The organism is Micromonospora sp. NBC_01655, from assembly GCF_026339755.1.
Taxonomy (GTDB): domain Bacteria; phylum Actinomycetota; class Actinomycetes; order Mycobacteriales; family Micromonosporaceae; genus Micromonospora.
Window position 1 is genome coordinate 699,556 of sequence record NZ_JAPEQF010000001.1, and the last position, 23,916, is coordinate 723,471.

General features: G+C 68.3%; 10 protein-coding genes, 2 tRNA genes and 4 pseudogenes. 8 read left to right on the top strand and 8 right to left on the bottom strand.

Translation table 11 applies throughout. The annotated features are described in order from the left end of the window. Positions 1–409: 409 nt before the first annotated feature. From OOK41_RS03420 to OOK41_RS03430, 3 genes and pseudogenes are all read left to right on the top strand, one after another. A tRNA-Ser gene (locus OOK41_RS03420) sits at positions 410–500 on the top strand. Between the two features lie 36 nt (positions 501–536). Beyond that, a tRNA-Arg gene (locus OOK41_RS03425) sits at positions 537–612 on the top strand. A gap of 838 nt (positions 613–1,450) precedes the next feature. Beyond that, a pseudogene (locus tag OOK41_RS03430) lies at positions 1,451–2,862 on the top strand (IS3 family transposase). Between the two features lie 88 nt (positions 2,863–2,950). Here the strand turns inward: OOK41_RS03430 and OOK41_RS03435 are convergent. Further along, complete coding sequence (locus tag OOK41_RS03435) at positions 2,951–4,732, bottom strand: hypothetical protein (RefSeq protein WP_266262929.1); 1,782 nt, start codon at positions 4,730–4,732, stop codon at positions 2,951–2,953. 348 nt (positions 4,733–5,080) lie between these two features. On the opposite strand from OOK41_RS03435, the gene OOK41_RS03440 reads away from it, so the two are divergent. Next, a complete protein-coding gene (locus tag OOK41_RS03440; RefSeq protein ID WP_266262930.1) occupies positions 5,081–5,935 on the top strand; it encodes a hypothetical protein in 855 nt (284 codons plus the stop codon). Positions 5,936–6,462: 527 nt separating this feature from the next. On the opposite strand, the gene OOK41_RS03445 is transcribed toward OOK41_RS03440, so the two are convergent. Both OOK41_RS03445 and OOK41_RS03450 read right to left on the bottom strand, forming a co-directional pair. After that, positions 6,463–7,920, bottom strand: coding sequence for a tyrosine-type recombinase/integrase (locus tag OOK41_RS03445; protein WP_266262931.1), 1,458 nt, complete (start codon positions 7,918–7,920; stop codon positions 6,463–6,465). Positions 7,921–8,199: 279 nt separating this feature from the next. Continuing rightward, complete coding sequence (locus OOK41_RS03450; RefSeq protein ID WP_266262932.1) at positions 8,200–8,427, bottom strand: transposase family protein; 228 nt, start codon at positions 8,425–8,427, stop codon at positions 8,200–8,202. A gap of 110 nt (positions 8,428–8,537) precedes the next feature. On the opposite strand from OOK41_RS03450, the pseudogene OOK41_RS03455 reads away from it, so the two are divergent. Continuing rightward, positions 8,538–9,713, top strand: a pseudogene (locus tag OOK41_RS03455) (ATP-binding cassette domain-containing protein); the annotation flags it as partial. Positions 9,714–9,724: 11 nt separating this feature from the next. Beyond that, a pseudogene (locus OOK41_RS03460) lies at positions 9,725–9,847 on the top strand (kinase); the annotation flags it as partial. A gap of 51 nt (positions 9,848–9,898) precedes the next feature. Here the strand turns inward: OOK41_RS03460 and OOK41_RS03465 are convergent. Genes OOK41_RS03465 through OOK41_RS03480 form a run of 4 tightly spaced genes read right to left on the bottom strand, consistent with a single transcriptional unit; the run spans position 9,899 to position 18,687 of the window. Then, on the bottom strand, positions 9,899–12,604 hold the full coding sequence (locus tag OOK41_RS03465) for a DUF3962 domain-containing protein (RefSeq protein ID WP_266262933.1): 2,706 nt from the start codon (positions 12,602–12,604) through the stop codon (positions 9,899–9,901). Further along, positions 12,592–15,990 (bottom strand): signal recognition particle, encoded by a 3,399-nt coding sequence (locus tag OOK41_RS03470; protein WP_266262934.1) that lies wholly within the window; start codon positions 15,988–15,990, stop codon positions 12,592–12,594. The genes OOK41_RS03465 and OOK41_RS03470 overlap by 13 nt, the downstream gene beginning before the upstream one ends. Continuing rightward, on the bottom strand, positions 15,983–17,023 hold the full coding sequence (locus OOK41_RS03475; protein ID WP_266262935.1) for a hypothetical protein: 1,041 nt from the start codon (positions 17,021–17,023) through the stop codon (positions 15,983–15,985). The genes OOK41_RS03470 and OOK41_RS03475 overlap by 8 nt, the downstream gene beginning before the upstream one ends. After that, complete coding sequence (locus OOK41_RS03480) at positions 17,020–18,687, bottom strand: PD-(D/E)XK nuclease family protein (protein WP_266262936.1); 1,668 nt, start codon at positions 18,685–18,687, stop codon at positions 17,020–17,022. The genes OOK41_RS03475 and OOK41_RS03480 overlap by 4 nt, the downstream gene beginning before the upstream one ends. Between OOK41_RS03480 and OOK41_RS03485 the strand changes: the two genes are divergently transcribed. Beyond that, positions 18,665–19,552, top strand: coding sequence for a serine/threonine-protein kinase (locus OOK41_RS03485; RefSeq protein ID WP_266262937.1), 888 nt, complete (start codon positions 18,665–18,667; stop codon positions 19,550–19,552). The genes OOK41_RS03480 and OOK41_RS03485 overlap by 23 nt on opposite strands. Before the next feature lie 14 nt (positions 19,553–19,566). On the opposite strand, the gene OOK41_RS03490 is transcribed toward OOK41_RS03485, so the two are convergent. Further along, complete coding sequence (locus OOK41_RS03490) at positions 19,567–22,272, bottom strand: tetratricopeptide repeat protein (protein ID WP_266262938.1); 2,706 nt, start codon at positions 22,270–22,272, stop codon at positions 19,567–19,569. Between the two features lie 1,144 nt (positions 22,273–23,416). On the opposite strand from OOK41_RS03490, the pseudogene OOK41_RS03495 reads away from it, so the two are divergent. Continuing rightward, positions 23,417–23,617: pseudogene (locus OOK41_RS03495) on the top strand (helix-turn-helix domain-containing protein); the annotation flags it as partial. Positions 23,618–23,916 lie beyond the last annotated feature (299 nt).

Sequence of the window (23,916 nt, forward strand, 5' to 3'; positions counted from 1 at the left end):
AGCGGCGGTGCCGGCCGGTCGGGATCGGGCGGTTGGAAGAGTACGGTGGGGGCCGCCGCCCGGGCCCGGCGCGGCTGTGACCTAGTCGTGCCCGGAGGTGGGGCGTCGGCGGGGGCCGCGGCGGGACCGGGAGAGACGGGCGGCGTGAAGGTCGCGCGCGGAGGACGGCGTCGGTGCGCTCCCTCACCTGGCTCGCGGCGGGGCGGGTCGCTCGGCGGCTGCTCCTCCATGCCGATGGAGCGTAGCCCTGATTCGGGTGCCGCACACCAGGAAAGTTCCCGGGTGGGAAGCGACCGGCCACGAGGTCCGGGCGGTCCTTCCAGGTGCGGCGGCCCCCGTTCCGATAGTCGCTTTGCTCCAGGCGGGTGCGGGCCTGTATTCTCGGGCCCGGTGGTCTGCGGGCCACCAGGGAGACTTCGCCTAGTCTGGTCTATGGCGCCGCACTGCTAATGCGGTTGGGGTCTTAAAGCCCCTCCCGGGTTCGAATCCCGGAGTCTCCGCGCGAAAGCCGGGTGTGTAGACTGGCCGAGCGGTGAGCGCCCGTAGCTCAATGGATAGAGCATCTGACTACGGATCAGAAGGTTAGGGGTTCGAGTCCCTTCGGGCGCACCACTTAAGCAGGGAATATAGCCAGTCGGCTATATTCCCTGCTTTCGTTTGGGTCACGTGTGGGATGCAGCCGCAGCCCCATCTGACCCACGTTTGCGCAGGTCAGGTGGGGCCTTTCCTCGCTGTCGCGCACCTCGGGTGGCTTCTCGACAGCCGACCAGCCACGGAGCATCACGATCCCACTGGATGGGATTCTTGGATGCGAAAATGGGAAGCCCAGAAGGAGGTGGGCGTGTTTCCGCAGGTAGCGGCCTTGGCTTGGTGTGCACCGGAGGAAGCCCTGCGGCCAAATCCGTCTGATTACCCGTCAGATGCTTCACACCCAAAGACAGGTCTGACCGAGACGACACGGCGGGGCATCTCCTGCCTTACCACGAACGTTGGCGGTGCTGGTTGCGCGCCGTCCGACCTGTCGGCCGGGCGGCCGTCGTGAGCCACCCTCGTTCTCGTAAAGGTTCTTGATGACCGCGCCCAGGACGTGACGACGGGTTGGCGGATCCAGCGGCCGAACACCTCGTGCGCACCGGAACACCCAGCGTTTCGGCGGTGCCGGTGACCCGGCCGACGAGGGGAGGTGGTGGGCGGAGCAGGTCGTTGGGACGCCGACGTCTACGTCGCGACCTCCACCGAGTCGAGTGCGAGCGGGACATACACGTGCCCATGGCGGATCAAGAAGGAGGTGTCGGTGCTAGGTGAGGGTGGTACTCAACAGGTTACCGGCCCCTGTCTGTCAGGGTGAGTTGAGGCCAGCGGTTCATAGCATGTCCGCCGGACAGGGCGAGTTCAGGATCGAGATGCGTTGAGTACTGCTGTTGATTTCGTGGTGGCCCAGGATGGGGTCATGAGTCGGAAGAAGGGTCCGCGTTCGGGCGGGCCGCGGGCACGCCGGTCGTTCACGCCGGGGCAGAAGCTGGAGTTACTGGCCGGGTATGAGCAGGCCGTCGCGGCTGGTGAGGGCGGTGCTTTCCTGCGGCGTGAGGGTTTGTACTCGTCGTTGATGTCGGAGTGGCGCCGGGCTCGGGACGCGGGTCTGTTGCAGGGCAAGCCGGCTGGGGAGACGGTCGGGCGGCCCAGCGCCGAGCAGGCCGAGATCGCCCGGTTGCGCCGTGAGCTGGAGTTGGCGCAGGCGAAGCTGGCGCGGACCGAGACGGCGTTGACGATCATGGGAAAAGCGCGCGAGCTCTTGGAGGACATCTCCAGGAGCGAGCCGGACGATCCGGACGTGTTCGGGCTCGGCAGACGCTGATGGCCGCCTACCACGAGCTGACCAGCGCGAAGGTCACGACGCGGGACGCGAAGCGGCTGACCGGGATCGCCCGCTCCAGCGCTGAGCGCGACCGGCGGCGGCCGACACCGGCGCCGCCGGTGCGGCGAGCGCCGGCGAACGCGCTCACCCCGGCCGAACGCGAGCAGGTCCTGCGGCTGGTAAACAGTCCGGAGTTCGTCGACGCGGCCCCGGCCCAGATCTACGCGGCGCTGCTGGACCAGGGCGTGTACGTCGCCTCGATCGCCACCATGTATCGGGTCCTGCGCGAGCACGCGCAGGTTCGCGAGCGTCGCCGGCTGGCCCGGCACCCAGCCCGCGCTCGTCCCGAACTGGTCGCCGACGGCCCGCAGCGGGTCTACACCTGGGACATCACGAAACTGGCCGGACCGGTCAAGGGCGTCTACTTCGACGCCTACGTGATGATCGACATCTACTCCCGGTACATCGTCGGTGCCCGTGTGCACGCCCGCGAGTCCGGCCCCCTTGCCGAGTCGATGATGCGCGAGGTGTTCGACGTCCACGGCGTCCCGCACGTCGTGCACGCCGACCGCGGCACGTCGATGACGTCGAAATCGGTCGCAGACCTACTCGAAGACCTCGACGTCACCCGCTCGCACTCCCGGCCGAAGGTGTCCAACGACAACCCGTACAGCGAGGCCTGGTTCAAGACGTTGAAGTACGCGCCGGTCTTCCCGGACCGGTTCGCGTCCCTCGCTCACGCCCGAGCGTTCATGAACGACTTCGTGACCTGGTACAACCACGCCCACCGACACACCGGAATCGGCCTACACACCCCCGCCGACGTCCACCACGACCGTCACCACACCGTCCGCGCCAACCGCCAAACCACCCTCGCCGCAGCCCGGAGGGCGCACCCGCAACGGTTCGGCACCACCCAGCCCCTACCCAAGATCCTCGACCTGCCCGAACAGGTCTGGATCAACAATCCCGACCAGCAAACGAAAGCCGTGCCACAAGCTGCCTAACTCCCGTTGGCCTCAATCCCTTGACACGTTCCGGCCGGCTGATGGCACGAACCAGCACGAAGCCCTCGGCCGGGTGCCGGGGGCTCGGCTATTCGCGCCCGAAGGCCACGGCAGCCTGGTGCATAAGGCGTGCCAGGTATAGCCCCACAGGCTGGCTGGTGGTGACGTCGCTTTCGCCCTGAGGATCCGGTACGAGCGTGCGAGTGGTCAGCAGCCTGCAGGAGCTGACAGCCGCCGCGAGTGATAGGCGTAGGTCTCTGGCGACGATGCGCATGTCTTCTACAACCAGGACGAGGGTGGTGGCCGCAGCAGCGATGATGGGATCGTCGTTGCTGCTTTCGCGGCAGAGAACGGCGTAGATGGCGTGTAGGTCGTACTCGGGATCGAGCCGCGAGATGGTGCGGGCGTATTCCGTGTACGGTCCGTCGTCATCGTCAGTCAGGTCGGCCTCGGCAGTCATCGTGGAGATGATCGAGTTCGTGTCGGCCAGGGTTGTCGACATGGGCTCGGCATGCAGCAGGCTGATAAGCACGGTCCTGGTCAGTGCCGACAAGGGGACGCGCGTGTCTTCGCGGTAGGGCTTGAAGTACAGAGCCGGGTTCGCGATCGCCTGGCTTGCCTTGTCCTCGAACAGGTTCACGGCGTGCGTGGTCATGTTCGCTTTGGGCGCGAACTGCTTAGCTTGGGCGGTTGCGGCGGCGGCGCGGGCCATCGTCCAGGCGATGTGATAGCACTCGGCCAGCGACCGCACTGCGGCAAGGCGTCGGGCGACTTCATCGAAGCGTGCTTCGTGGTTTTCTGGGATGGGCGGCAGGTTGTGTTCTTCGAGCTGGAAGTCGAAGTAGCGGCGGGTTTCCCAGGCGATCAGGTCTTGGACGAGTTCCAGCAGTTCGGTGCGCCGGTCGAGGGTCAGCCGTGCCGGGTTGAGCTGGCCGAGTAGATGCTTGTCGAGGTTCTTTGCGGTGGTGCCGACTGACGGGCCGCCTGGCACGTACCGGCAGATCAGAGACAGGTAGTAACGGCTCCAGGTCGGCTGCGAGAGGTTCGACAGATCACCGTCAGCTTCGGCGACGGCCTCTTCGAAGGTCGGAGTCCACACGAACGCTGCCAACGGAGAGTCTGGGTGGATCGCGAAGAATCCAGCATTATCGCAGTCACGGAGCAGCTCGGGTGTCAGATCATCGAGGGGGGCCAGCGGTACCGGCCAGGCGGCCATCGGTGGAATCGGGGTAACGCTCGGCGCATGCCGAAGCGCCGCCAGCGCAGCCGCTTCGGTACGTAGGGAGGTGTTCGGCACTGCATGCCAGTCGGGTGCCGAAGCCACGTCGACGGCACACCGTTGGGCAAGGTAGGCGGCCTGCGCGGCCGTCCACTGCCGTTGTACCTGTATCGCTTGCCCGTGCCGTCGGGTGGCCTGGCGCGCAGACTGGCGCTTCTGCGTCGCCGCAGGCGTGGTCTCTCGCCCGACAGCCTTGATCAGTTCTTGGTCGCAGTCGACGCATCGTTCAGGAGCGTCGCCGGCAAGCAGCTTTACCAGGTTCTGCCGAGATCTCAGCGAGAGCGGCTGATCGCATGATGGGCAACGAATCGCGGGCAGGACCGCTCGCACCCCGGCTGCGGCATGCACGTACATCCGACTGTTGGGAACACCGTACTCGGCACACAGCGCCGTCGTCTTCTCTGCCCACAGAGCCGAGGGCGGATCAAAGGTCTTATCGAAGCCGCTAAGGGCCCAGTAGCGTTCGCCAAGTGCAACTGCCTCAGCATCAGCACCTGGAACGGCCGACAGTTGGGGGTAGAACCGTGCAAGAACCTCGTCCTGCGGGGCCTCCGCATCGGCTTCCGAGACGGTGACCTGATCCGAACTCATCCGAACAGTATCCCTGAAACCCCAAAGCAGCTGTGGGGCCAAGGCAGGTGCGACAACATGATTTCCGCGAGTTTGAGGCGCGATCCATGTAACCCCGGCGGACGGGGGTGTGTTGGCATGCGGACGCATCGGAGTGCGAGGCTGTCCACGCACGGCACAGCGTTATCGGATGGGCACTGGATGTCAAGCTGGGAGCTGCGGGCGGCGGTGAAGGTTGACTTGGTCGGGCTTACGCGGAACCGCTAGCGCCAGACGGCCATACCGGTGTCTGGGCTCGTGAGCTCTGTGCCCGAAGGCGCTGCACGTGAACGGAACGGATCGACGGCCAACTGACGTGGGGTAGGTGTGATGGAAACGCTGCCCAACCCTGACATCCCCGCGACCGACGCTGCTGACGACGGCGATCGCGAGCCCACGCCGGCGGAGATCGAGTCGTGGGAGCGCGAGACGGTCTTCGTCTCCGGCGACGAAGCCACAGCCGAGGAGTTCCCTCGGCTGTGGAACATGTCGGCCGGCTTCACCAAGCGGGCTATCGTGCGCCCTACCGTGCCACAGCCACCGGAGTATGTGACGATCACCCTGCCCCGGCCGCAGGTGCGCGATGACCAGTTGCTCAGGCGCAGCCTGGCTGTTCATGAGTGGAACCAGCTGTGGGAAGCCGCTCAGTTTCGGCGCCGATTCTTCGACGAAGAGGAGGATCTCACGCCCGACCTCGCCAGAATCGCCGATCGCGGCGACGTCAACATCATCTTCGTGCCCCGGACGACATCCCGGTACTACGAGTACGCGCCCCTATACCACTTGCTGGACCGCCGCACCTGCGAGCGATTTGGCCTGCCGCTGCTCGGCCGCGGCCAGTGGCCCTTCGGCATGGAATTCGTTGACATCGGCAAGTACCTGTCAGATGACTTCGAGCGGCGACTGTCACAGGCGTGGGCAAGCACCGTCTGGCGGCATCTCGACTCGGGCTCCGGCCTCGCGGCGTTCCGCCGAGACGAGCCAATCCGGCTGCTCGCACACAACCTCGACTACTGGATCCCGCCGGTCACCGCAGTCATCCAGGACACGCTGCGTGACTTCCCATTGGTCAAGGGCGACGGCGACCTGCCCGCCGAGATCCGCCTGATCGATGGATCGGTCCTCGACGGGGCCGTCCCGGGTTGGCCCCGCACGGGCGGCGACCTGTGGCGTGGCCAGCAGTAAAGGTCGTCATCTTTCGGGAGCTAGCGGCCGTGTAGATCCCTGCTCCCATGTCTCGTTTGGGGCCATACGTGCCAGCCTGGCTTATGGATCTGCTCAGTCAATTGCCCCCGGCCGCCCTTGTGACTCTGGGGGTGGCCTACCTTGTGTATCGAACGGTTCGGCACCTTCTCAACTTGCCTCTTTCCATCGCGACCATCTTCGGCGTGCTGAGCGGATCGGAACGGCGCAAGGACGCCATCGAGATCGTGGGCAAGCTGTGCGCTGGAGACGAGGACCAGGCGGGCCACCGAGCAGCCTCCGTCGATGCCCCGGCGGTGGGCGCACCGCCGCCCGGCGCAGGAGTGATCAATCTTCCTCAGGTCGCGACAGGTCGTTGGCTACCGCCGGTACGAGCACGGCCAAGCCAACGCCCGGCGAACGGCTGCAACCTTGACCGGCTGTTGGATCCGGTTGCCGCCGCTCGCCGGGCGTTGGGCAGGTGCCGAACTCGCCCGCGTCTCGTCATCGGTGTTGCGTTCACGCGGGTATTAGTTGGGCTTCGCCTTGCGGTAGGTGCGGCTCCGCGATGCTTTGCGCCGTTGCTTGATCTTCCGCTGTCGGCAGGCCTTCATCCTGTCGCTGTCCGATTCGTGGCGTGGCGGGGTCTTCGCCTCCCCGTGGTGGGTGTCGCGGGTGCGTTCGATCTGCCGCTTGATTTCCGCGCCGGGTTTGGCGGCAGCGATGAGGTAGGAGGCGGTGGCTTCGGCTGCCTCGTGGGCGGTTGGCGGAAGGATGGTGGTGTAGGTGTCGGCGGTGAGGCGGATGCTGGCGTGACCGAGTTGGTGTTGGATGGTTTTGATGTCGACGCCGGCGGAGTGCGCGAGGGAGGCGGCGCCGTGCCGCAGGTCGTGCAGCCGGATCGGTGGGAGTCCGGCGCGGTTGACCAGGAGGCGCAGGCGTTGGGTGAGGTAGCCGGGGTGTAGTGGTAGTCCGTCGGGGCTGGTGAACACGTAGCCGCTGTCGTGGCACACCATGCCCGCGCCGACGCGTCTGGTCCGACGTTGCTGCTGCCGTTCGCGTTGTTGCCTCAGCACGCGCACGGTGTGTTTGTCGAGGGCGAGTGTGCGGCGGCTTGCCGCGGACTTGGGTGGGCCCTCGTGTACGTCGTAGCCGGCGGTCGTGCGTTGCCGGACCACGGACAGTTGTCCCTCGTGCAGGTCGACGTCGGCCCATCGGAGTCCGGCGGCCTCACCGCGTCGTAGTCCGAGTAGCGCGATCAGCCACCACAGCGGGTACAGGGTGTCGTCGCGGACGTAGTCGAGGAAGCTGGCGAGCTGCGCTGCCGTCCACACGGCGACCGTCGGTCGCTCGCCGGTGGCCTTCCACTCGGCGATGCGGGCTTCGGTCCACACCTCGGGCTGGGGGCGTTCCCGCGGGGGTAGCTCCATCCTCTCGGCCGGGTTGTCCTTGATGAGGCCCTCGCGGTAGGCGCCGGTCAGGGCCGCGCGCAGCGTGGCGTGGATGTGCTGCAACGTGCTGGCTGTCTGCGGCTGTCCGGCCCGGTTATGGGTGAGGGCGATTTGCGCGAACGCGGCGTTGAGTTGCCGCGGGTTCAGCTCACCGAGGATCAGATGTCCGATGTGGGGGATCAGGAAGTTCTCGATGTCGCGCGTGTAGTGCATCTTCGTCGTGGGGCGGATTCGCTTGCGGGTCGAGAGCCAGTACCGCAGCCACCGGGTGACGGTCCACGACTGGCCGGCCTGTTCCTCTCGCGACAAGGCCAGCAGTTCGTCGCGTGCCCGGCGGGCCGCCTCCTCGGACGCGTAACCACCCCGTCGGACGCGTTCGACCTGGCCCAGTAGGTTGCGCGTGGAGCAGTGAAAGTACCAGCTCCCGTGACCGGGCTGCGACAGTTTCAGGCACGCCTTGCCCAGAGGGCGGTTGGTCTCTGGGTGAAGGCAACCGCACCGCTTCACAGTCACACCGTGGCTCTTCATGACATTCATCCCTTCGATCGTGTGTCACACCTACTGACGAATGAGCACCCCCGTGAGCATCTGATTGCCGCTAACATTGAGGATCCGTGCCGATAGTTTTGATATTGGACACAGTTCTGCCTCGGCGGAGATCGGGTCCGGGGACTCAAACGCGGTCGAGGCAGGAGCGCGCGAGCGCTCTTCTGGTCGCGAGGGCATCTCGTAAGGACGGACGGCGACCCGGTGCGACCCAGCTATAGGCGCCTGTACGCGGCAGTGGGTGGCACATGGCCTGCAACAGCCGGCGGATCATCGTCTCCGACGGACGCGGTCCGGGGCGATACCCAACGCCAGCGCGGTCGCGGCCGGAACGTCGGCGACCCACTCGGCGATCGCGGTGTAGGAGCGGTAACCGGCCACCACGGCGCACACCGCCGCAGTCACCACGACCACCAACCGGTGCCGCACGCCGCGGCGTGCGCGGGGATCCGGCAGGTCGGCCAGCGCTGCGGCCCGCCCAGCAGCGGTTTCGGGCACCGTGGCAGCCGGTGCGCAGGACAAGGACGAGATCAGCGATGATGGCAGGGCGGGCATGACTCACTTCGGACGATCAAGGCTTCGACACCCTGATGATCATCTGAACCGGTCATGGCCTACGGAATTTCCTGCTCGACCAGTACGACCGGGTCATGGCCGTCGAGACCGGCATCCAACTCGCCCTGGCGCGGCGGGTCACCACGACCACCACCGTCGGTGCGATGATCGGCGGCGTGGCGACCGCTGCGGTCTACGTCCTGCTCGGTCTGCTGCTCGTCGATGGGCAGATCCCCCTCGCCGCCGCCGCGACCTGCGTCATTGCCGTGCAGCCCGCGCAACGGTCCCTTGCGGTGGTCACCTTACAGGTCGACCGGGTCTACACCGAGGGGCAGCACTTCCGCGACTACACCGGCTTCATGACCCGCGCGGCCGACTACCTGCCGACCCGGACCGGCCCCGCCGTCGGCACGCCGGCACCGGACCGGCTGGAGGAGATCACAGTCGACGCGGTGAGCCTGCGCTACCCCGACCGTGACACGGCGGCCGTCGACCAGGTCACCCTGACCATCGAGGCGGGGCAGACGGTGGCGTTCGTCGGGGAGAACGGCTCCGGCAAGTCCACCCTCTCCACCATGATCGCCAGCCTGCGCGCCCCCACCGGCGGCACCATCCGCTACAACGGCCGCACGGCCGACGACTGGGGCACCGATGCGCTACGAGCCCGGATCGGGGTGGTGACCCAGGAGTACCACAGGTGGCCGTTCACCGCCGCCACGAACATCGCCATCGGCGACATCACCACCGACGCCGAGCAAACCCGCACCGAGGCCGCCGCTACCGCCCGGGCCGTCGCCTACGACATGATCACCGAGCTGCCCCACGGGTATGAGACGCTGCTCGACCGCACCTTCGCCGGCGGCCAGGACCTCTCCGGCGGGCAGTGGCAACGCATCACCGCCGCCCGCGGGTTCCTGCGCGACGCCGACGTGCTCATCATGGACGAACCGTCATCCGCCCTCGACCCCCGCGCCGAGGACGCCCTCTTCCAGGCCATCCGCGACCGGCAAGGGCGGAGCATCACCATCCTGATCACCCACCGGCTGGCCAACGTCCGCCACGCCGACCGCATCTACGTCCTGCACCACGGCCGCCTCGTCGAAGCCGGCACCCACGACCAGCTCATGACCGCCCACGGACGGTACGCCGAGCTGTTCACCCTCCAAGCCGCCGGCTACGACACCACCGCACCCGGCGCGACGGTGCCCCGACAGACCGCGACCGCCTGAAAGAGCACGCCATGACGACGTCGAACCCCACGAAGCTCGTGCCCCCAACGTTGGTGATCATTCGGGGAAACTCCGGCAGCGGGAAGACCACGACCGCCCGCGAGGTACGCCGCCGCTTCGGACGCGGTGCGGCGCGGCACCTCCCCGCACAGTGAGGTGCCGCGGCGCGCCGCGATCGGTGAGTCTCAGTCCTTTGGCGCCTCGGGCATGACCGGTAGGACGTACTCCTCGGCAAGCTTCGCCAGGTGCAGTGGAAGGGGCCGCGCCAGCGGCGGGTAGTCGTCGTGGAAGCGGAGCTGGTGGGTGAGGGCCGCCCAGGTCGCGGGCGAGTCCGGCTTGCCGTCCACGACGCCGGCGTCGGCCAGCACCTTCTCTGAGAGGCAGCCGAGGACGACGAGTTCGAGGTACTGAGGGTTCCGCCCGACCACAGATGGACCCTTTGGCCATGACGGGTGCGGGCCGAGCTTCATCAGTCCCTTATGAACCTTCCCCGCGCTCGCCGGCTTGTCGGTGATGCTGACGAAGACCCGGTTCCCGGCCGCCGCGTCCTCCGCAGCCCAGAGTCCGCTGGCCAGGCCGGCCACCGCGTCGTCCGCCGCCGGCGCGTACCACTGGGGCGTCTCCTCCCGTCCCGCGCCGTCGCGGGTAAGGACGAAGCGGAGATCGGGACCATAGGCGGCCAGCCGTTGTGGTCCGTCGGCGGCGAAGCCGATCCTGTCGACGGTGAGCGAGGGGTTGCGGAGCCACCGCCAGGCGCTGCGGAGGTTGCCCGCGTTCGCCAGCAGTAGCGTCGGTCGGTGGCGAGCCTGGTAGAGGACTGAACGGATCTGCCGCTCGATGTCCTCGCGTTGCTCGTCCGGGGAGGGTGCCTGCGGCTTGGCGCGTTCGTCGCTCTCCGTGTCCCGAACTTCGACTGACTCCACCCGCTGAGCGAGTCGTAGCAGCAGCACGGGGTAGGGTACCCATTCCCGGCTTACGTCGTCCCACCCGCAGACACGGTGGTGGTCGTCGTGCGGCCGGATTAGCAGCGCTACCAGCTTCTGCCCCGCCCGCCTGGTCGGCCCGTTGGCGCGTCGGCGCACCACCCACAGCGCCAGGTACTGGAGGTCCTGCGGCACCCCGTCGCTGACCCGAGGGCTGGGGATGGTCGTCGCGCCGAGCTGCCGCAGGCCGTCCAGCCATGCGGCACGCGCCCGCATGCTGACGTCAGCCGTGGCGTCGGTCGGCACGGTGATGAACTGGCTGAGTCGGCCGGTGTCGGCAAGGCCCAGGCGGACCGCGAACTTGGGGTCGTTGTCCTGAGCGGTGAACCGCTGCTCCCCACCGATCTCGACGACGGCGAGCCCCGGTGGCCCGGACCGTTGGCGCAGCCGCGCCGCGACAGCGACCCGGCGCGCGCGAAGCGCCTCGTCCAAGGCACCGGACCGCGTCACACCCGCCCGCCGGGAGACGTCGAGCGGCGCCCCGAGCGCCCCCAGCTCAGCGGTACGCACGCGCACCCGTAGGCCCTCATACCGCCACTCCTGGTCCGGCTCGGTGCCGGCAACGTCGGTCGGAAATCCGAGCAGCTCGGCGAGTGCGGACAGGAGCGCGTCCCGGGTCTCCGGGAACTGCCAGAGGAGATCCACACCTAGGGGCTCACCGGCGAGGCTTGTCTTCAGCGCCTCGCGGCGGGCAGCGACGGCTTTCCGCACCGCCTCGGCGTGACCGGCCGGATTGGTCTTCGCGGCAGGCTTGGAGATCAGGGCCGGCTTGTTGGCCTCGCGGACCCTGTGCAGTTCGGGTGCCCGGCGGAACAGCGGCCGAAGCCCTTCCTCGACCCACCCGTCGATGAGTGACCGCTCGCCGGAGAGTAGCCCGGTCTCAACCCCGTGGGTCCCGTACCGGTTCTGGTGCACGATCCCCGCCGAGATCCCGCCGCAGCCCTTTATCCAGGTCGGGGCGTGCGCGATGACCTCGTCCGCCCTCGGATAGGTCCGGACGATGTCAAGGTCGGGCAGAAGACCTGCCACGCTGTGGTCCCGCCAGTCGATGCGCCGCCGGTCCCGGCTCCACCCCACGCGGTTGGCGATCAGCCGAGACGTCCGTTCCTCGGTGAGGTCGGACCAGGGAAGCGGAACATCGAGGAGGACGCGAGCCGTCTGGTTGCGCGACAGATCCGTGCCGGAGGTCGTCCAACGGCGAATCCCGGACGACACGTGCACCCGGTACGTCGGCACGAACGGCACGGTCTGCACCGTGATGGTCAGGACCGCCGAGTAGAACCAGGTGCGACGGTTCGTAACGAATTCCTGCGGTGGCCACGACACCAACTCGGCCCCCTGCTCCCGGTCGACCACCCGGAACCACAGGTCACACCCGACGCCGGGCAGGCGCAGCGGGCGTGCCGCGAGCCGGGCGGCCAGGATCTCCGGCACCAGGGCGTACAACTGACGTGAGGGCTCCGCCGTGCCTTCCGGTGAGGGCTGGACGGTGGTCAGGTCGACCTGCGCCACGCCCCAATCGGGGGTGCTCTCGTGGGCCGTCTCCACGACGCAGGCCAGGTGCTGCTGGTGCTCATCGGGGATCGGAAAGCCTGTGACCCAGGAGGAGATCACGGGCCGGATCACGTCGGCGGGCACCGGCTCGCGCGCGTAGATCCACGGTACCGTGGCGTCGCTTCCAGCACCCCGCCCGGTCGCCGTCACGCCCGGGGCCACCGCGCGGAACAGCCCGTTGAGCTGGCGCAACGGCAGTCCGACAGGGTTCTGCCTGCTCTTCCAGCCGAGGCGGTACACCTCTTCGAGGCCGGTGCGCCAGCGCTCGTCGAACCGGATGACGTGGTACTGCTCCATCCAGGGGCCGGCAGCGGGATCGGGCTCGTAGGCGGTGGGGCGAATCAGCGTGTACACGTTTCGTCCTTCTCCTGAGTTGGCGGGAGGAACCGGTCAAGGGCGTCCCAGAGAGGCCGGTACAGCGACTGGACGATGTCCCGGTCGCGCGGCGACACCTCGCTGTCCGGGAGGAAGTACGGCGCCAACACCTCGGCGATGCTGTACAAGAGGCTGGTTTCGGCGGTGTCCGGCAGCTTTGTCCCATCCCCCAGGTTCGGCATGAACGCGGCGTCGACGAAGACCACTCGGGCGTGCACACCGCCGCGGACGAGGCGGCCGATGACCTGCCAGATCAGTACGAGCATGTCCCAGGTGACCGCCGGCCGGTCCTCCTTGAGCCGGCTCCACGCCAGGGAACGACGTAGCACCTGGTACCACGTCTGCCTTGCCTGCCGGCGTACCTCCCGCGCCCCGGCGCTAAGCGTGGCGGCGCTGCGTACCCAGTCGTCGAACTCGCCGGATTCGATCGACCTGATCATCCAGTCGTTGACGGCGTGGACCGCGAGGCCGATGTCGTCCGGACGCGGATTCGGCCGCGCGAGGAAGTAGACGGTGCCGATCGCGGCCTGGCCGTCGCTGTTCAGGATGTTGTGTCCCCGCTCGACGGCGAGCAACGGTGCGACGAGGACCTCCGCGGACGTGTTTCTGAGGGTGTCCACGTCGCCACGGCGCAGAATCCCGGCGTGTTGGTCGTCGTCGCCGGAGGGGTCCGTGGCGAACTCTTCATCGAAGTCGTCGGCCACCAAGCGCAGCACCCGGCCGCGCCACCGGTTTCCGAGCGTGTGCAGCGTGTCGGCGACGGCCCCGGCCTCGTCGTAACTGCCCACCAGGAGCAGCAGGTGACGGCGAGCCTCCGGTAGCCTCAGCAACTCCTTCTGCAGCAGGCTGGCTTCCCCGTCTTGCGTCTCACCGAGCCGGAGCGCCATCTGAGTGAGGATCTGTGTTCGCGCCTCCGGCCTCGCGCCGGACACGCGGAGCTGCGGAGCGTCCTCCCCGAGCAGCTCAAGCCGCATCTCCGTGCCGGCCACCACGGCCTCGAACTCGTCGGGGTCCGGCTTGAGGAGCACGCCGACCGGAAACCGGAGGTGGTAACGACTGGACTTCCCGGCCCAGCTACTGCCGGACATGAGCAGTACGTTCGTCGGCGGCCTGCCGTCGGCCACTGGGATGTCGGGCATCGCGTGCAGCAGTTCCCGGCCAATGCCGTTGCACCGGAAGTACCGGAGCTCGCCGCTGCGGACACCGCCCGAGTCTGGGCCGTGGACCAGGAACTGGAAGCCGAGGACGTTGCCCATGGGCGCTTCCGGGATGACCGGCCCGTAGGACAAGGGGCTGCGATACATCTCGTTGAAGCCGAGCTTCAGGGTCGCCTCGACGCGAGGCCACATGGCGTTCATCAGTGACAGCTTCGATTCCAGCGCGGCGAGCAGCAGCGTGAATTCGAAGCGGCGTGCCCATTCGGACAACCAGTCGTCCGGGCTCTGCGGCGGCTTCGCCCCCTTCCGGCGCGGCGCTTCAGACGCCTTCTCAAGGACGCACTGCTTGTCGGCGAGGAATGGCGGCAGGTTGAACAGGTCGACCACGAACGCGACGAGCCGCAGGCGGGTGTGTTCCTGGTAGCTCGTGTGCAGCAGCTCGGTGACCAGGTCGACCAAGCCTCTGCGCAACTCCGGGCGCCGGTCCCCGAGCGGGTTGTCCCGAAACTCGTCGAGCTGCTGCTCAAGCTCCATGCGGTCCGGCTCGTCAGCGTCCGGATAGCGTTCGTCGAGGAGTTGGAGCTGGAGTGTCCAGGCGTTGAAGTATCCGATCCGTACCCAGGTGCGCAGTGCGTGGTCACCAACCAGCATCGCGTACAGGCGATCCGTCGCTGCCGTGATCGTGTTGACGGCGGCGTTCCAGACCTCGACGTCGCGGTTCGAAAGTTGCAGACGCTCCCCGTCGGCCAGCTCACGGATCTTGTGAGCGTTGAGCTCGTCGAGCAGGGAACGGTTACCGAGTCCGGCGACCAGTTTCGTGGCCGGCGCGAACATCCGGTCCAGCTGCATCTGGACCCGGTCCGCCTCGTCCACGATGACGAGGTCACTGCGTCGGCAGGCTAACTCGAGGTAGTGCAGGTGCTCGGCGTTCTGCACGCGGGGCACCGCAGCGTCGATCAGGCTCGGCGGCGTGGCGACCCAGACGTGGGCGTCCACGAGTTCCCGGGCGCCATGGTGGCGGGGGCAGCCCGACCAGTACGGGCAGGCATGCCTCTTTCCGGACCGGCCGCTCTCCTCTTCGCGTCGCCCCCGTCGGGACCGCCCCTGGAGCCTGGCGCACGGCGCGGCACCGTAGGGGAGCACGTCGTCATCCTCGGGGAGCAGTGCGTTGATCGCACAGGACGTGCTCAGATAGTTGAAGCTCGGGTCGGTGTGACTCAGGATGCTGTGCTCTCCCCGGCTGGCCAGCCGGCGGTGCAGCCGCTGCGCGTGCCGCTCCCGACCAGACGCGCCGATGATCGGGGCGGCGGTGCGACCCGCCGTCAGATAGGTGTTGTAGAGGCTCACCAGCTTGAGTGACTCGGCCACGTCACCCACCAGCACCGTGACGCAGAAGCCGTGCCGGTTCACGAGGTACACGGTGATCACATCGCGCAGCGTGCTCTTTCCGGCACCGACGATGCCGAGCAGGTGCTGGACCCCGGCGACGGAGAACTCCTCGTCCGGCGCGAACGCTCCACCGGAACTCGTGAACAGGTGCGTACGCGACAGCCTGTCCACCCAGTTCTGAAACAGGACTCCGTCCATCTCCGCTGCGGTCTCCAGCAGGTCCCGCCAGCGCAGGCGGACCGGCGCACCACCACCTGCCGGAAGGAGGCCGAGGTCGTGCGCTGTCGGCGCCGGCATGTCCCCCGCTCCGGACAGCTGGACGGTCACCATGTGGCGGCCGACGGGGAACTGGTGCGGGCCGTCCCCCGCCACAGGCACCTCCGTGCGGGTGAACGGTGGCGCACACCTCAGCAGGAGGTCGTAGGTGTCCCAGCGGTCCGGCGCGAAGGCGGGCAGTCGCTCGGTCGCCGGGCGCGACATGTCCGGCACGTCGTAGCCGCGTAGGGAGGGATCGGTTCGGTGGTACGAGCGCAGTGCCTCCTCCCAGGCGGTCTTGCGGCGAAGTGTCCAGAGGCTGTAGCGGGCAACGCGGAGCATCTGCTCACCTTGTTGATCCGCGACCAGGCCCCGGGCGTGGGCGAAGGGGTATCCGCTGAACAGCACCCAGGCGTCCGTGGCGGGGGATTCCGGGGCCAGGTGCCGCTGAAGACGAAGCCCCAGCTCCACCTCGCAGAGCCTGAGCAACTCTCTCGACCGCAGCTCGCCTGCCTGGCGCAGTGCCTGGATGACCGGGGCGAAGCCTTGCGCCGTGCTACGCATGCTGCGGTGCTCCTTCCGTTGCGGCAGTTTGTGTGGTCACCACGACGTCGAGCTCCGGGGGCAGCGCGTGACGCACCGACTTCAGGAGCGCGGGGCGCGCCCGCGCCAGGTGATCGGGGATGACAGCCAGCAGATCGGAGCTTCCGCTCAGCCGGGCGGCCAGCAGCAGTGGCTCCACCCTGTCGAACACCTGCACGGTGCTCCGGCCGAGGACTGGCTTGCTGAGCTGGTACGCGCCGAGCCCGCCGGAAAGGAGCGTTCCGGTCACGCCGCGCTCCGCGAGCCGCCGCATGACCACCCGCTCCGTCCGTCCCGGCAGCGACAGGAACAGGCGCAGCGAGGAATCGAGCACCCGCACCTTGCCCGCCCTGTAGCCCGGGCCCGGTGCCGGCCCCCGTTCGCAGACCTCACCCTCGCACCAGGCGATGCGTCCGTGCTCCACCGTGGCGAGAAGACCGCACGCCGGGCAGGTGGTCAGGCCGTTATGGGCGTGGGCTGGTGCCGGAGGTCGGTAGAGATGCTGCACGAGCTTCCAGATCCGGGGCTTCCAGGACGCGCCCCGCGCGTCGTCATTGGTGACGGCGACCCGGTCGATCAGGAAGTCCCGGCACTGCGCGAACAGCGCCGGCATGGAGGCGGCCTGCGCGAGTTCCTCCAGCTTGAGCACGACACTCTGCTCGGCGGAGTCGTCCGACCCGTACGCGGCGAGTTCGGCGCACGAGCGGGTCGGAAGGCGTCGCCGCGGATCGAGCAGGGTCACCTCGGCACTGAGGAACCCCGGCAGGGCGGACGACGGCCAGCGGGCACTCAGGGGAGCAGTGCACCAGGCGACGAGTTCGGGGACGCTGGACGGTGGCATGCGCCCCTCACGCAGGCAGGCGAGCACGTTCCGGTCCAGCACGCGCTGTATCGACGGTGGATAGGGAAGGTTCAGCGAGCCCTGCCGGGCGGCGTCGCCCAGGTCGATGAGGCCGCGCGCGAGCTGCGGCAGACTCGTGAGATCAGCGCGCCCGTGCAGGTCCGAAGGGATCACCGGGCCCCTCCCGGCGTGATCGGCCTCGCCCCGGCTGGCGTGCCTGGGCCGGACGGGCACCAGCGGCCGACCTCGCATCGCGCGCACTGTGGGCCGGGCGAGGGCAGGAACCGGTCGTCGGCGTGCCAGGCGCGGACGTGATCCGTGAGGGCGCGGCCCGCGGCCGCGCGGACCTCGGCGGTGAACGGGTCGATGATGACCAGGTCCGGTCCGCCGGGACGCAGCGTCTCCAACTCGACCCGGCCATGGCCACCACCCAGCCGTCCGGCGCCGATGAGCGTTACGGCCAGGGCCAGCTGCGGGTATTCCACCAGCGGGTCGCGGATCCGTCGGCGGTCGCTGCCGACGGTCTTCGTCTCACGCCACACCCAGGCGCCGTGCTCCCTGTAGAGCAGGTCGGGCTTCACGAGGACGACGAGGTCGGCGTCGGCGTCGTCGAACACCAGGTCGGGTTCGACGCGTACGTCTGAGGAGTCGTGCACATGCTGAAGTGGGCAGACTTCCGCGTGGTGCCGGATGAGCTTGCGGCCCAGTACCAGATCCTCTTCCGGCAGCCGACGGCCGTCGTTCTCCCAGGCGGGCGGGACGTCGGCGGTGCAAGGCACGGTGGGCAGAGCGGCGTGCCGGCGTTCGAGGTACGCGTGCACCGCGCGGCCGCGTTCGGCCGCCGGGCCGTACTCGATGTCGGTGTTGATCGGCAGCCACTGCCGCCGCAGGTACTCCCGGGCCGGGCAGTCCCGGTACTGGCGGGCGTTGGTGGCCGACCACGTGCGGCGCGGCCGGCTTCGATCCGTGATCCCCAGCAGGCCCGGCGCCCGGGGCAGTGCCGGGCAGCGGGGCGCGAGCGCGCAGCCGGCACAGGTGCCTCCGGGTCGGTACTCGACGTTGTCTACCAGCTCACCCAACGTGGCCTTTCCATGGGCCCGGTAGAGGCTGAGAGCCGACTCGACGTTGTCGTCGAAAAGCGTCTCCACCGTGCCGTCGACAAGTGCGATCTGCAGAATGCGGACGCGCTCCGGAGGTGGGCCGGGTGCACCGGCGGCGACGACCAGCGCCGCCACGGATATCTCGGCAATCGTCCGCTTTCCGGCCCCCAGGCGATTCTTGATGAGGCGCAGCTCCCGCGTCCGCCCATCGGCTGAGGTGTAGCAGCGCCCCCATGCCGTGATCGCGTAGTCGGTGGCACCGCGATCGTCGGGCCGTGACAGGTGCCGTCGGTACTCCCACTTCTGCAGCACCGGGACGGTGGCGTCGTCCGTTCGGCCGAAGGCCCGCAGGTAGGCGCAGACCGCGTGGGTCGTCCACGCGCGGACGCCCTCGTGGACGGGGCGGGTCCGCCCTGCGGCAATTCGCCGGTCCAGCTCCCGGAACGCCTCGTCGACGTCGACTCCCTCGCCCTCGACCAGGTCGAGGATCGCCATGAACGGTCCCTGGGTGAAGCTCTCCAGCGCCTCGACCTTGCGCCTCGCCGATCCGGCGGCTGACCGGCCTCGGCGTGCCGCCATGGCATCATGGGCGGGACATCGGTGGGCACTGGAGGCCAACATGCCCAGCGATACCTTGATGCCGGCGGTCGCGGCGGTCGGAATTCCCGACATCTGCACGTGACTCATGTCGTTCTCATTCCTCACAGGGGTGTCAGTGCTTCGGGGTGGCGTTGTCATCGACAATCGATTCCGCGTCGTCCGTCTGGCGGGCGAGGGTGGTTCGGCCGAGGTCTACCGGGCTTGGGACATGGAACGCGAGCGAGAGGTGGCAATTAAGCTCCAGCCGCCCCGCAGGTTCGAGTCAACCGCCACCTTCGCGCTGGATGGCGAGCGGATCGTCGACGAGGGCAGCCTCGGCGATACGTTGCGTGGCATTCCAGGGGTGCCGGCCCACATCCGACGCGGGTCGCATGAGGGCAGGGCATACCTGGCGATGGATTTCGTCGACGGAATCCTGCTGCGCGAGCTGATCGAGCGGAGTCGACCGCTCTACACGGAAACCGCGGTCTCGGTGCTCGCGCAGCTCTGCGAGATCCTTTCCGAGGTTCACGGCCGGGGGATCGTGCACCACGACATAAAGCCCGACAACATCATGGTCGCCCGCGACGGGCGGATCTGGCTGTTCGACTTCGGCATCGTCTCGACCTGTGAGGACGACGAGTACACCGGTTGCGGTACGCTGGGCTACACCGCGCCGGAGCAGTATCACCGGCAGCACCACCAGCCCCAGGTCGACGTCTACAGCCTCGGCGCGATGCTGTTCGAAATGAGCGCGTTGCGGTTGCCCTATCAGGAGCACAGCGGGCGGCCGGAGAAGCAGACCGAACAGTTCCCGCCGGGCTCGTTGACCGGGATGCCGGCCGTGCTTCGGACGCTGGGCACGGCCATGGTCGCCTTCGATCCGGCAGACCGTCCCAAGTCGGTGTCCGACATCCTGGCCACGCTGCGGCCGTTGCTTCCCACCTCCGGCACCCCGCTGCACCCGAAAGCGCCCCGGCCCGACCCCGCCGCCTGGTACCGCGTGCCGCCGGATACGCGCTGAGCGCCGTCCCCGCGTCACCGCGGCGACTCCGAGAGCGCGGTGAGCCGGGACTCCGCCTCGTCGGCGGCCGCCGGATCCAGATCTCGAAGGAGGTCGGCCGCTTCCCGAAGGGCGCTGCGGGCCTCCGGGACACGGTTCAACGTGTTCAGCACCTCGGACATCTCCAGAAGCGCCGTTGCTTCCCGGCGGGGATACGTCAACTGGGCGTACCGGCCGGCGGCCGACGCAAAGCTTTCCAGCGCGCTGTGCCCGTCCCGGCGGGCGGTGTGCGCGCGTCCGAGATCCATGAAGGTGCTCGCCTGGCTGTTGATGTCGGCGGTCGCCAGGAAGAGCCGGAGCGCCTCTTGGCCGCGCCGCAGCGCGCCCTCGTGGTCGCCGAGGTCGAACCGCACCGTGCCGAGTCCCCGGAGGGCGCCGGCTTCGCCGAGGACGTCGCCGAGCCGGCGATACGCGGACAGCGCCGACTCGAACAACTCGGTGGCCGTCTGCGGTTCGCCGCTCTCCCGATGCAGCAGTCCGAGCGAGTGCCGGCTGTGAGCGACGCTGAGCGGGTGGCCCGCTGCCTCACTCAGCGAGATCGCTCGCCGCAGGTCAGCCTTCGCGTGTTCCAGGTCGCCGAGCCCACGGCGGGAGCCGGCCAGCATCCGGTACACCATGGCCTGGTCGGCAGGGCCGGCGACGCGGCCGGCGGCGACCGCCGCGTACGACAGGTAGCGCTCAGCATCGGCGTACCGGTGGGTGCGCCACTGGTAGGTCACCAGGGACATGCTCAGCAGCCACGTGTACCGGTCATCCTGCCGGGCGTGGGCCCGCCTGATCGCTGCCGTGACGGTGGCGTACTCCGCGTGCAGCCAAGCCATCGCCTCCTGTGGGGAGGCCGGCGCGACGACGTCGATGTCGTCCGGACCGGCGATGGGCAGCCCGCGATCCGGGGCGAGCACCCCGTCGCAGGCCCAGGTGTTGCGTAGGAGGAAATCCGAGACTCGGCGGTTGACGCGGTCCTGGTCCTCTGGTCGCATGGCGGCGGCTCGGTCGGCGGCGAAGATCCGTACGAGATCATGGAAGGCAAACCGGTCGACCGCCGGTTCATCGAGCAGGCTGGCCTCGATCAACTCGTCGACCGCACCGGCCGGCGTGTCTTCGGCGAGGCAGTCGACCGCCCGACGGCTGATGGTGGGACCGGGGTGGATCGCGAGCCGTGCGAAGAGCTGGGCCGCCGGTGAGCTGAGCGTGCCGTAGGAGCTGCTCAGGGCCGCCCGCACGTTCAGCTCGGCGGAACGGTGGCCGAGCGAGTCCAGGCGCGTCCGCTCTTCCCGCAGGGCTGTGGTGATCTCCCCGAGGGCCTCCGGCGGTCTCGAGCGGGCCTTGGCCGCGACGACCGAGAGCGCGAGCGGTAGCCCGCTGCACAGCTCGACGATCTCGCTGACGTGTTCGGCACCGGCCCGCATCCGCGCCGCACCGAGGATGCCGGTCAGCAGGGCGACCGCGTCCTCGTGGCCGAGCGGGCGGAGCCTGACCTCATGGGCATGCTCGCGGACGATCATCTGCATGAGACGGTCCCGGCTCGTCACGATGGCTACGGACGAGCCGGTGCCGGGCAGCAGCGGCCGCACCTGATGGACGTCACGGGCGTTGTCGAGCAGCACGATGGTCCTGCGGCGCGCGAGTTCCGTGCGGTATGCCGTGCTCATCCCGTCGATGGTCGGCGTGCGGGGCCCGACGTCGAGGTCGTTGAGGATCCGGGCCAGGATCTGGGCCGGCTGCTCCGGAGACCCGTTGGCCGTGTAGCCGTTGAGATCCACGTAGAGCGTGCCGTCTGGGAAGTCGGCTTCCACCGAAGCCGCCCAGTGTTGCGCGAGCTGCGTCTTCCCAACGCCGGCCATCCCGGTGACCACAGCCAGTCGGGTGTTTGCCGGAGCGTCCGCCAGCAACGCCTCCGACAAGGCGCTGAGTTCCGCCTGCCGTCCCGCAAGGGGTGCCCGGTGGGCCGGAAGCTGACGCGGTACGCCAGGTTGCGCCGGCTTGGTGACGGAACGGCGGGTCAGCTGGTCGACGTACCTCTCCAGCTTGGCGTCCGGGGCACCGTGCAGTCTCGTCCACTCCTGGTATCGCTGGCGGACCCGCGACGGGCCGTCTGTGCTGGCAAGGAACCGCAGTTCGAGACTGAGAAGCGGTTGATCCGCCGGCCACCGACGCAGTGCTGGCCGCAGCTCACGGCTGAAGCCCGACGGATCGACCTTCAACAGCTCATCAAGGAGGAGGAAGGTGGCTCGCAGGCGGCTCTGATCGAGGCGCTGCCTCTCGTCGCTCAGGTCCGCGCCAGTGATCTCGCCCAGGGGCTCGCCTCGCCATTCGGCGAGGGCGTCGCGCAAGGTGCCGATCCGGTCCGCGCCTTGCCGAAGTCGGGCCAGCTCGAGCTTGTCCTCGAATCGGAAGTAGTCAACAACAGTCCGGTCGACACGGATGCTGCAATAGCGCCGCTCATTGCTGTCAGGCATGACGTCCGGGAAGTAACTGCGCAGCTTTCGGCAGCACGACCGCACCCTGGTCGGGTTGTAGTCGCCCTTTGGCCAGAGGCGGTCCGCGATGTACTCGTGCGATGCGCGTTGCCCGGGCGCGAGCAGAAGGGTTGCCAGGAGGGCACGGACCTGCATGGACCTGATCTGAATGCGTCGGTCGCCCTCGAAGGCGTGAAAGTCGCCCAAGAGCTCGAACTGCATGTTTCCCTCCCACCGGTTCATTGCGAGCAGGCACTCACGTCACTGCGCCAGGGAAGCTTCTCATCCCCTCTGGCCTACTGCTCACGCTGCGCTCACGCTCCGATTCGTCCGGGGCGGTCGCTGTGGCAGACTTTTGTCGGCAAAGATCACCACAAGCAGGGAACCCCGTCTGAGGGGATCCTTGGCGCAGTTGCTCATGTCGGAGGAGTGAATCTTGGAAAAGTCTGTGTGCGGTGCCGTTCGGTCCGGCGATCCTGTCCGCCCGATGTCGGGTGGCGGGCCGGGGCGTACCTATCCGCCGCGCAAGCGACGCGGAGCGAGCAAGCCGCCTATCGCTCCCAAGGCGCCGAAGCCCGAGACGCCGCGCAGTCTCGCGAGGCGACGGCGCCACCTCAGCCGGCGGTCCTGACGGCAGGGATAGCGAGCGGGGGAGGGTGGCCCCGCCACAGGAGCACCGGGTGTCAAACCCGGGGCTTGACAGGGTGCTCCGTGGGTGCTCGGACGTCGAGGAACTGACGCGAACGCTCCGGGACGCGGCCGGATTTCGGGCTGCTCCCGGGGTGGTCAAACTATCGGTCCAGTTTCAAAGCGTATCGCTCGCAGGCCCCGGACCTGCATGGACGCGGCGGGATGCGGCCGGACTGAAGTGATTGCCGTCGGATAGCTCTTGAACGAAGTCAACAGTGAAGAAGTGGGCGCGTTCCCTTCGGGCTACGGATCAGAAGGTTAGGGGTTCGAGTCCCTTCGGGCGCACAAGATCAAAAGGGGTCTGACCTGCCTGAATGGCAGTCAGGCCCCTTTGCTTTTCTGTCCCTTGTGGTCGGTTGGGTGCTCGGTGGGTGCTCGTGCGACGAGCATCCCTCACGTCCGGCCCTGTCCGGCGGGCGGCTGGTCTGTCCGAGTGGGTTTTGATCATGGTTGGGTCTACCGCTGCTGGTGTCCCACATTCCGGCACGCAGAATCCCTTTGAGTTCGACGTCGAACCTGGCGGGTTCTGGTTGTCGCCCGACTTTGTGGGCCGTGTGCGGTGGCGCCCTCGGGTGGGGATGGCCCCTTGGTGCCGCAATCGTCTACTGTCAGCGTGCCGTGAGGGGTCAGTAGCGAATGGTGATCAGCCCCTCCGATGACGTGGGGGGACGTCCTCATGGATCCGCAGGGACTCAGTGACGTGAAGCGGGCACTCGGGCGGAGGCTCGGGATCTGGCGCAGGAAGCGTGGACTGACTCAGGACGATGACGCGCGGCTGGTGCACAGTACGCGGAGCACGGTGGCCAACGTCGAGAGTGGCCAGCAGGTGGTGGACCGAGTCTTCTGGGCGCAGTGCGAGTCGCTTCTTCAGACCGGCGGCGAACTGCTCACCGGTTACGACGAGTACCGGTCCCTTGAGGCCCGGCATCAGAAGGAGAAGGCGGAAGCGGCTCGGCACGCCCGCTGGGGAGCATTGGCATCGCTTGGCCCGGCCTCGGGGCCTGTGGTGGTGGGGCACCGCGAAGAGGTGGTCGAGCCTGTCGCGGAGGCGCAGGCGCGGGTCCGCGACCAGCATACGTACGTGCTCGACGAGTCGTTCCTCGGTGCCATGGAGGCGTTCGTCGCGGAGGCGGTCGATTCGTATGAGCTGCGAGGGCCGCGGGTCCTCGCGCCGAT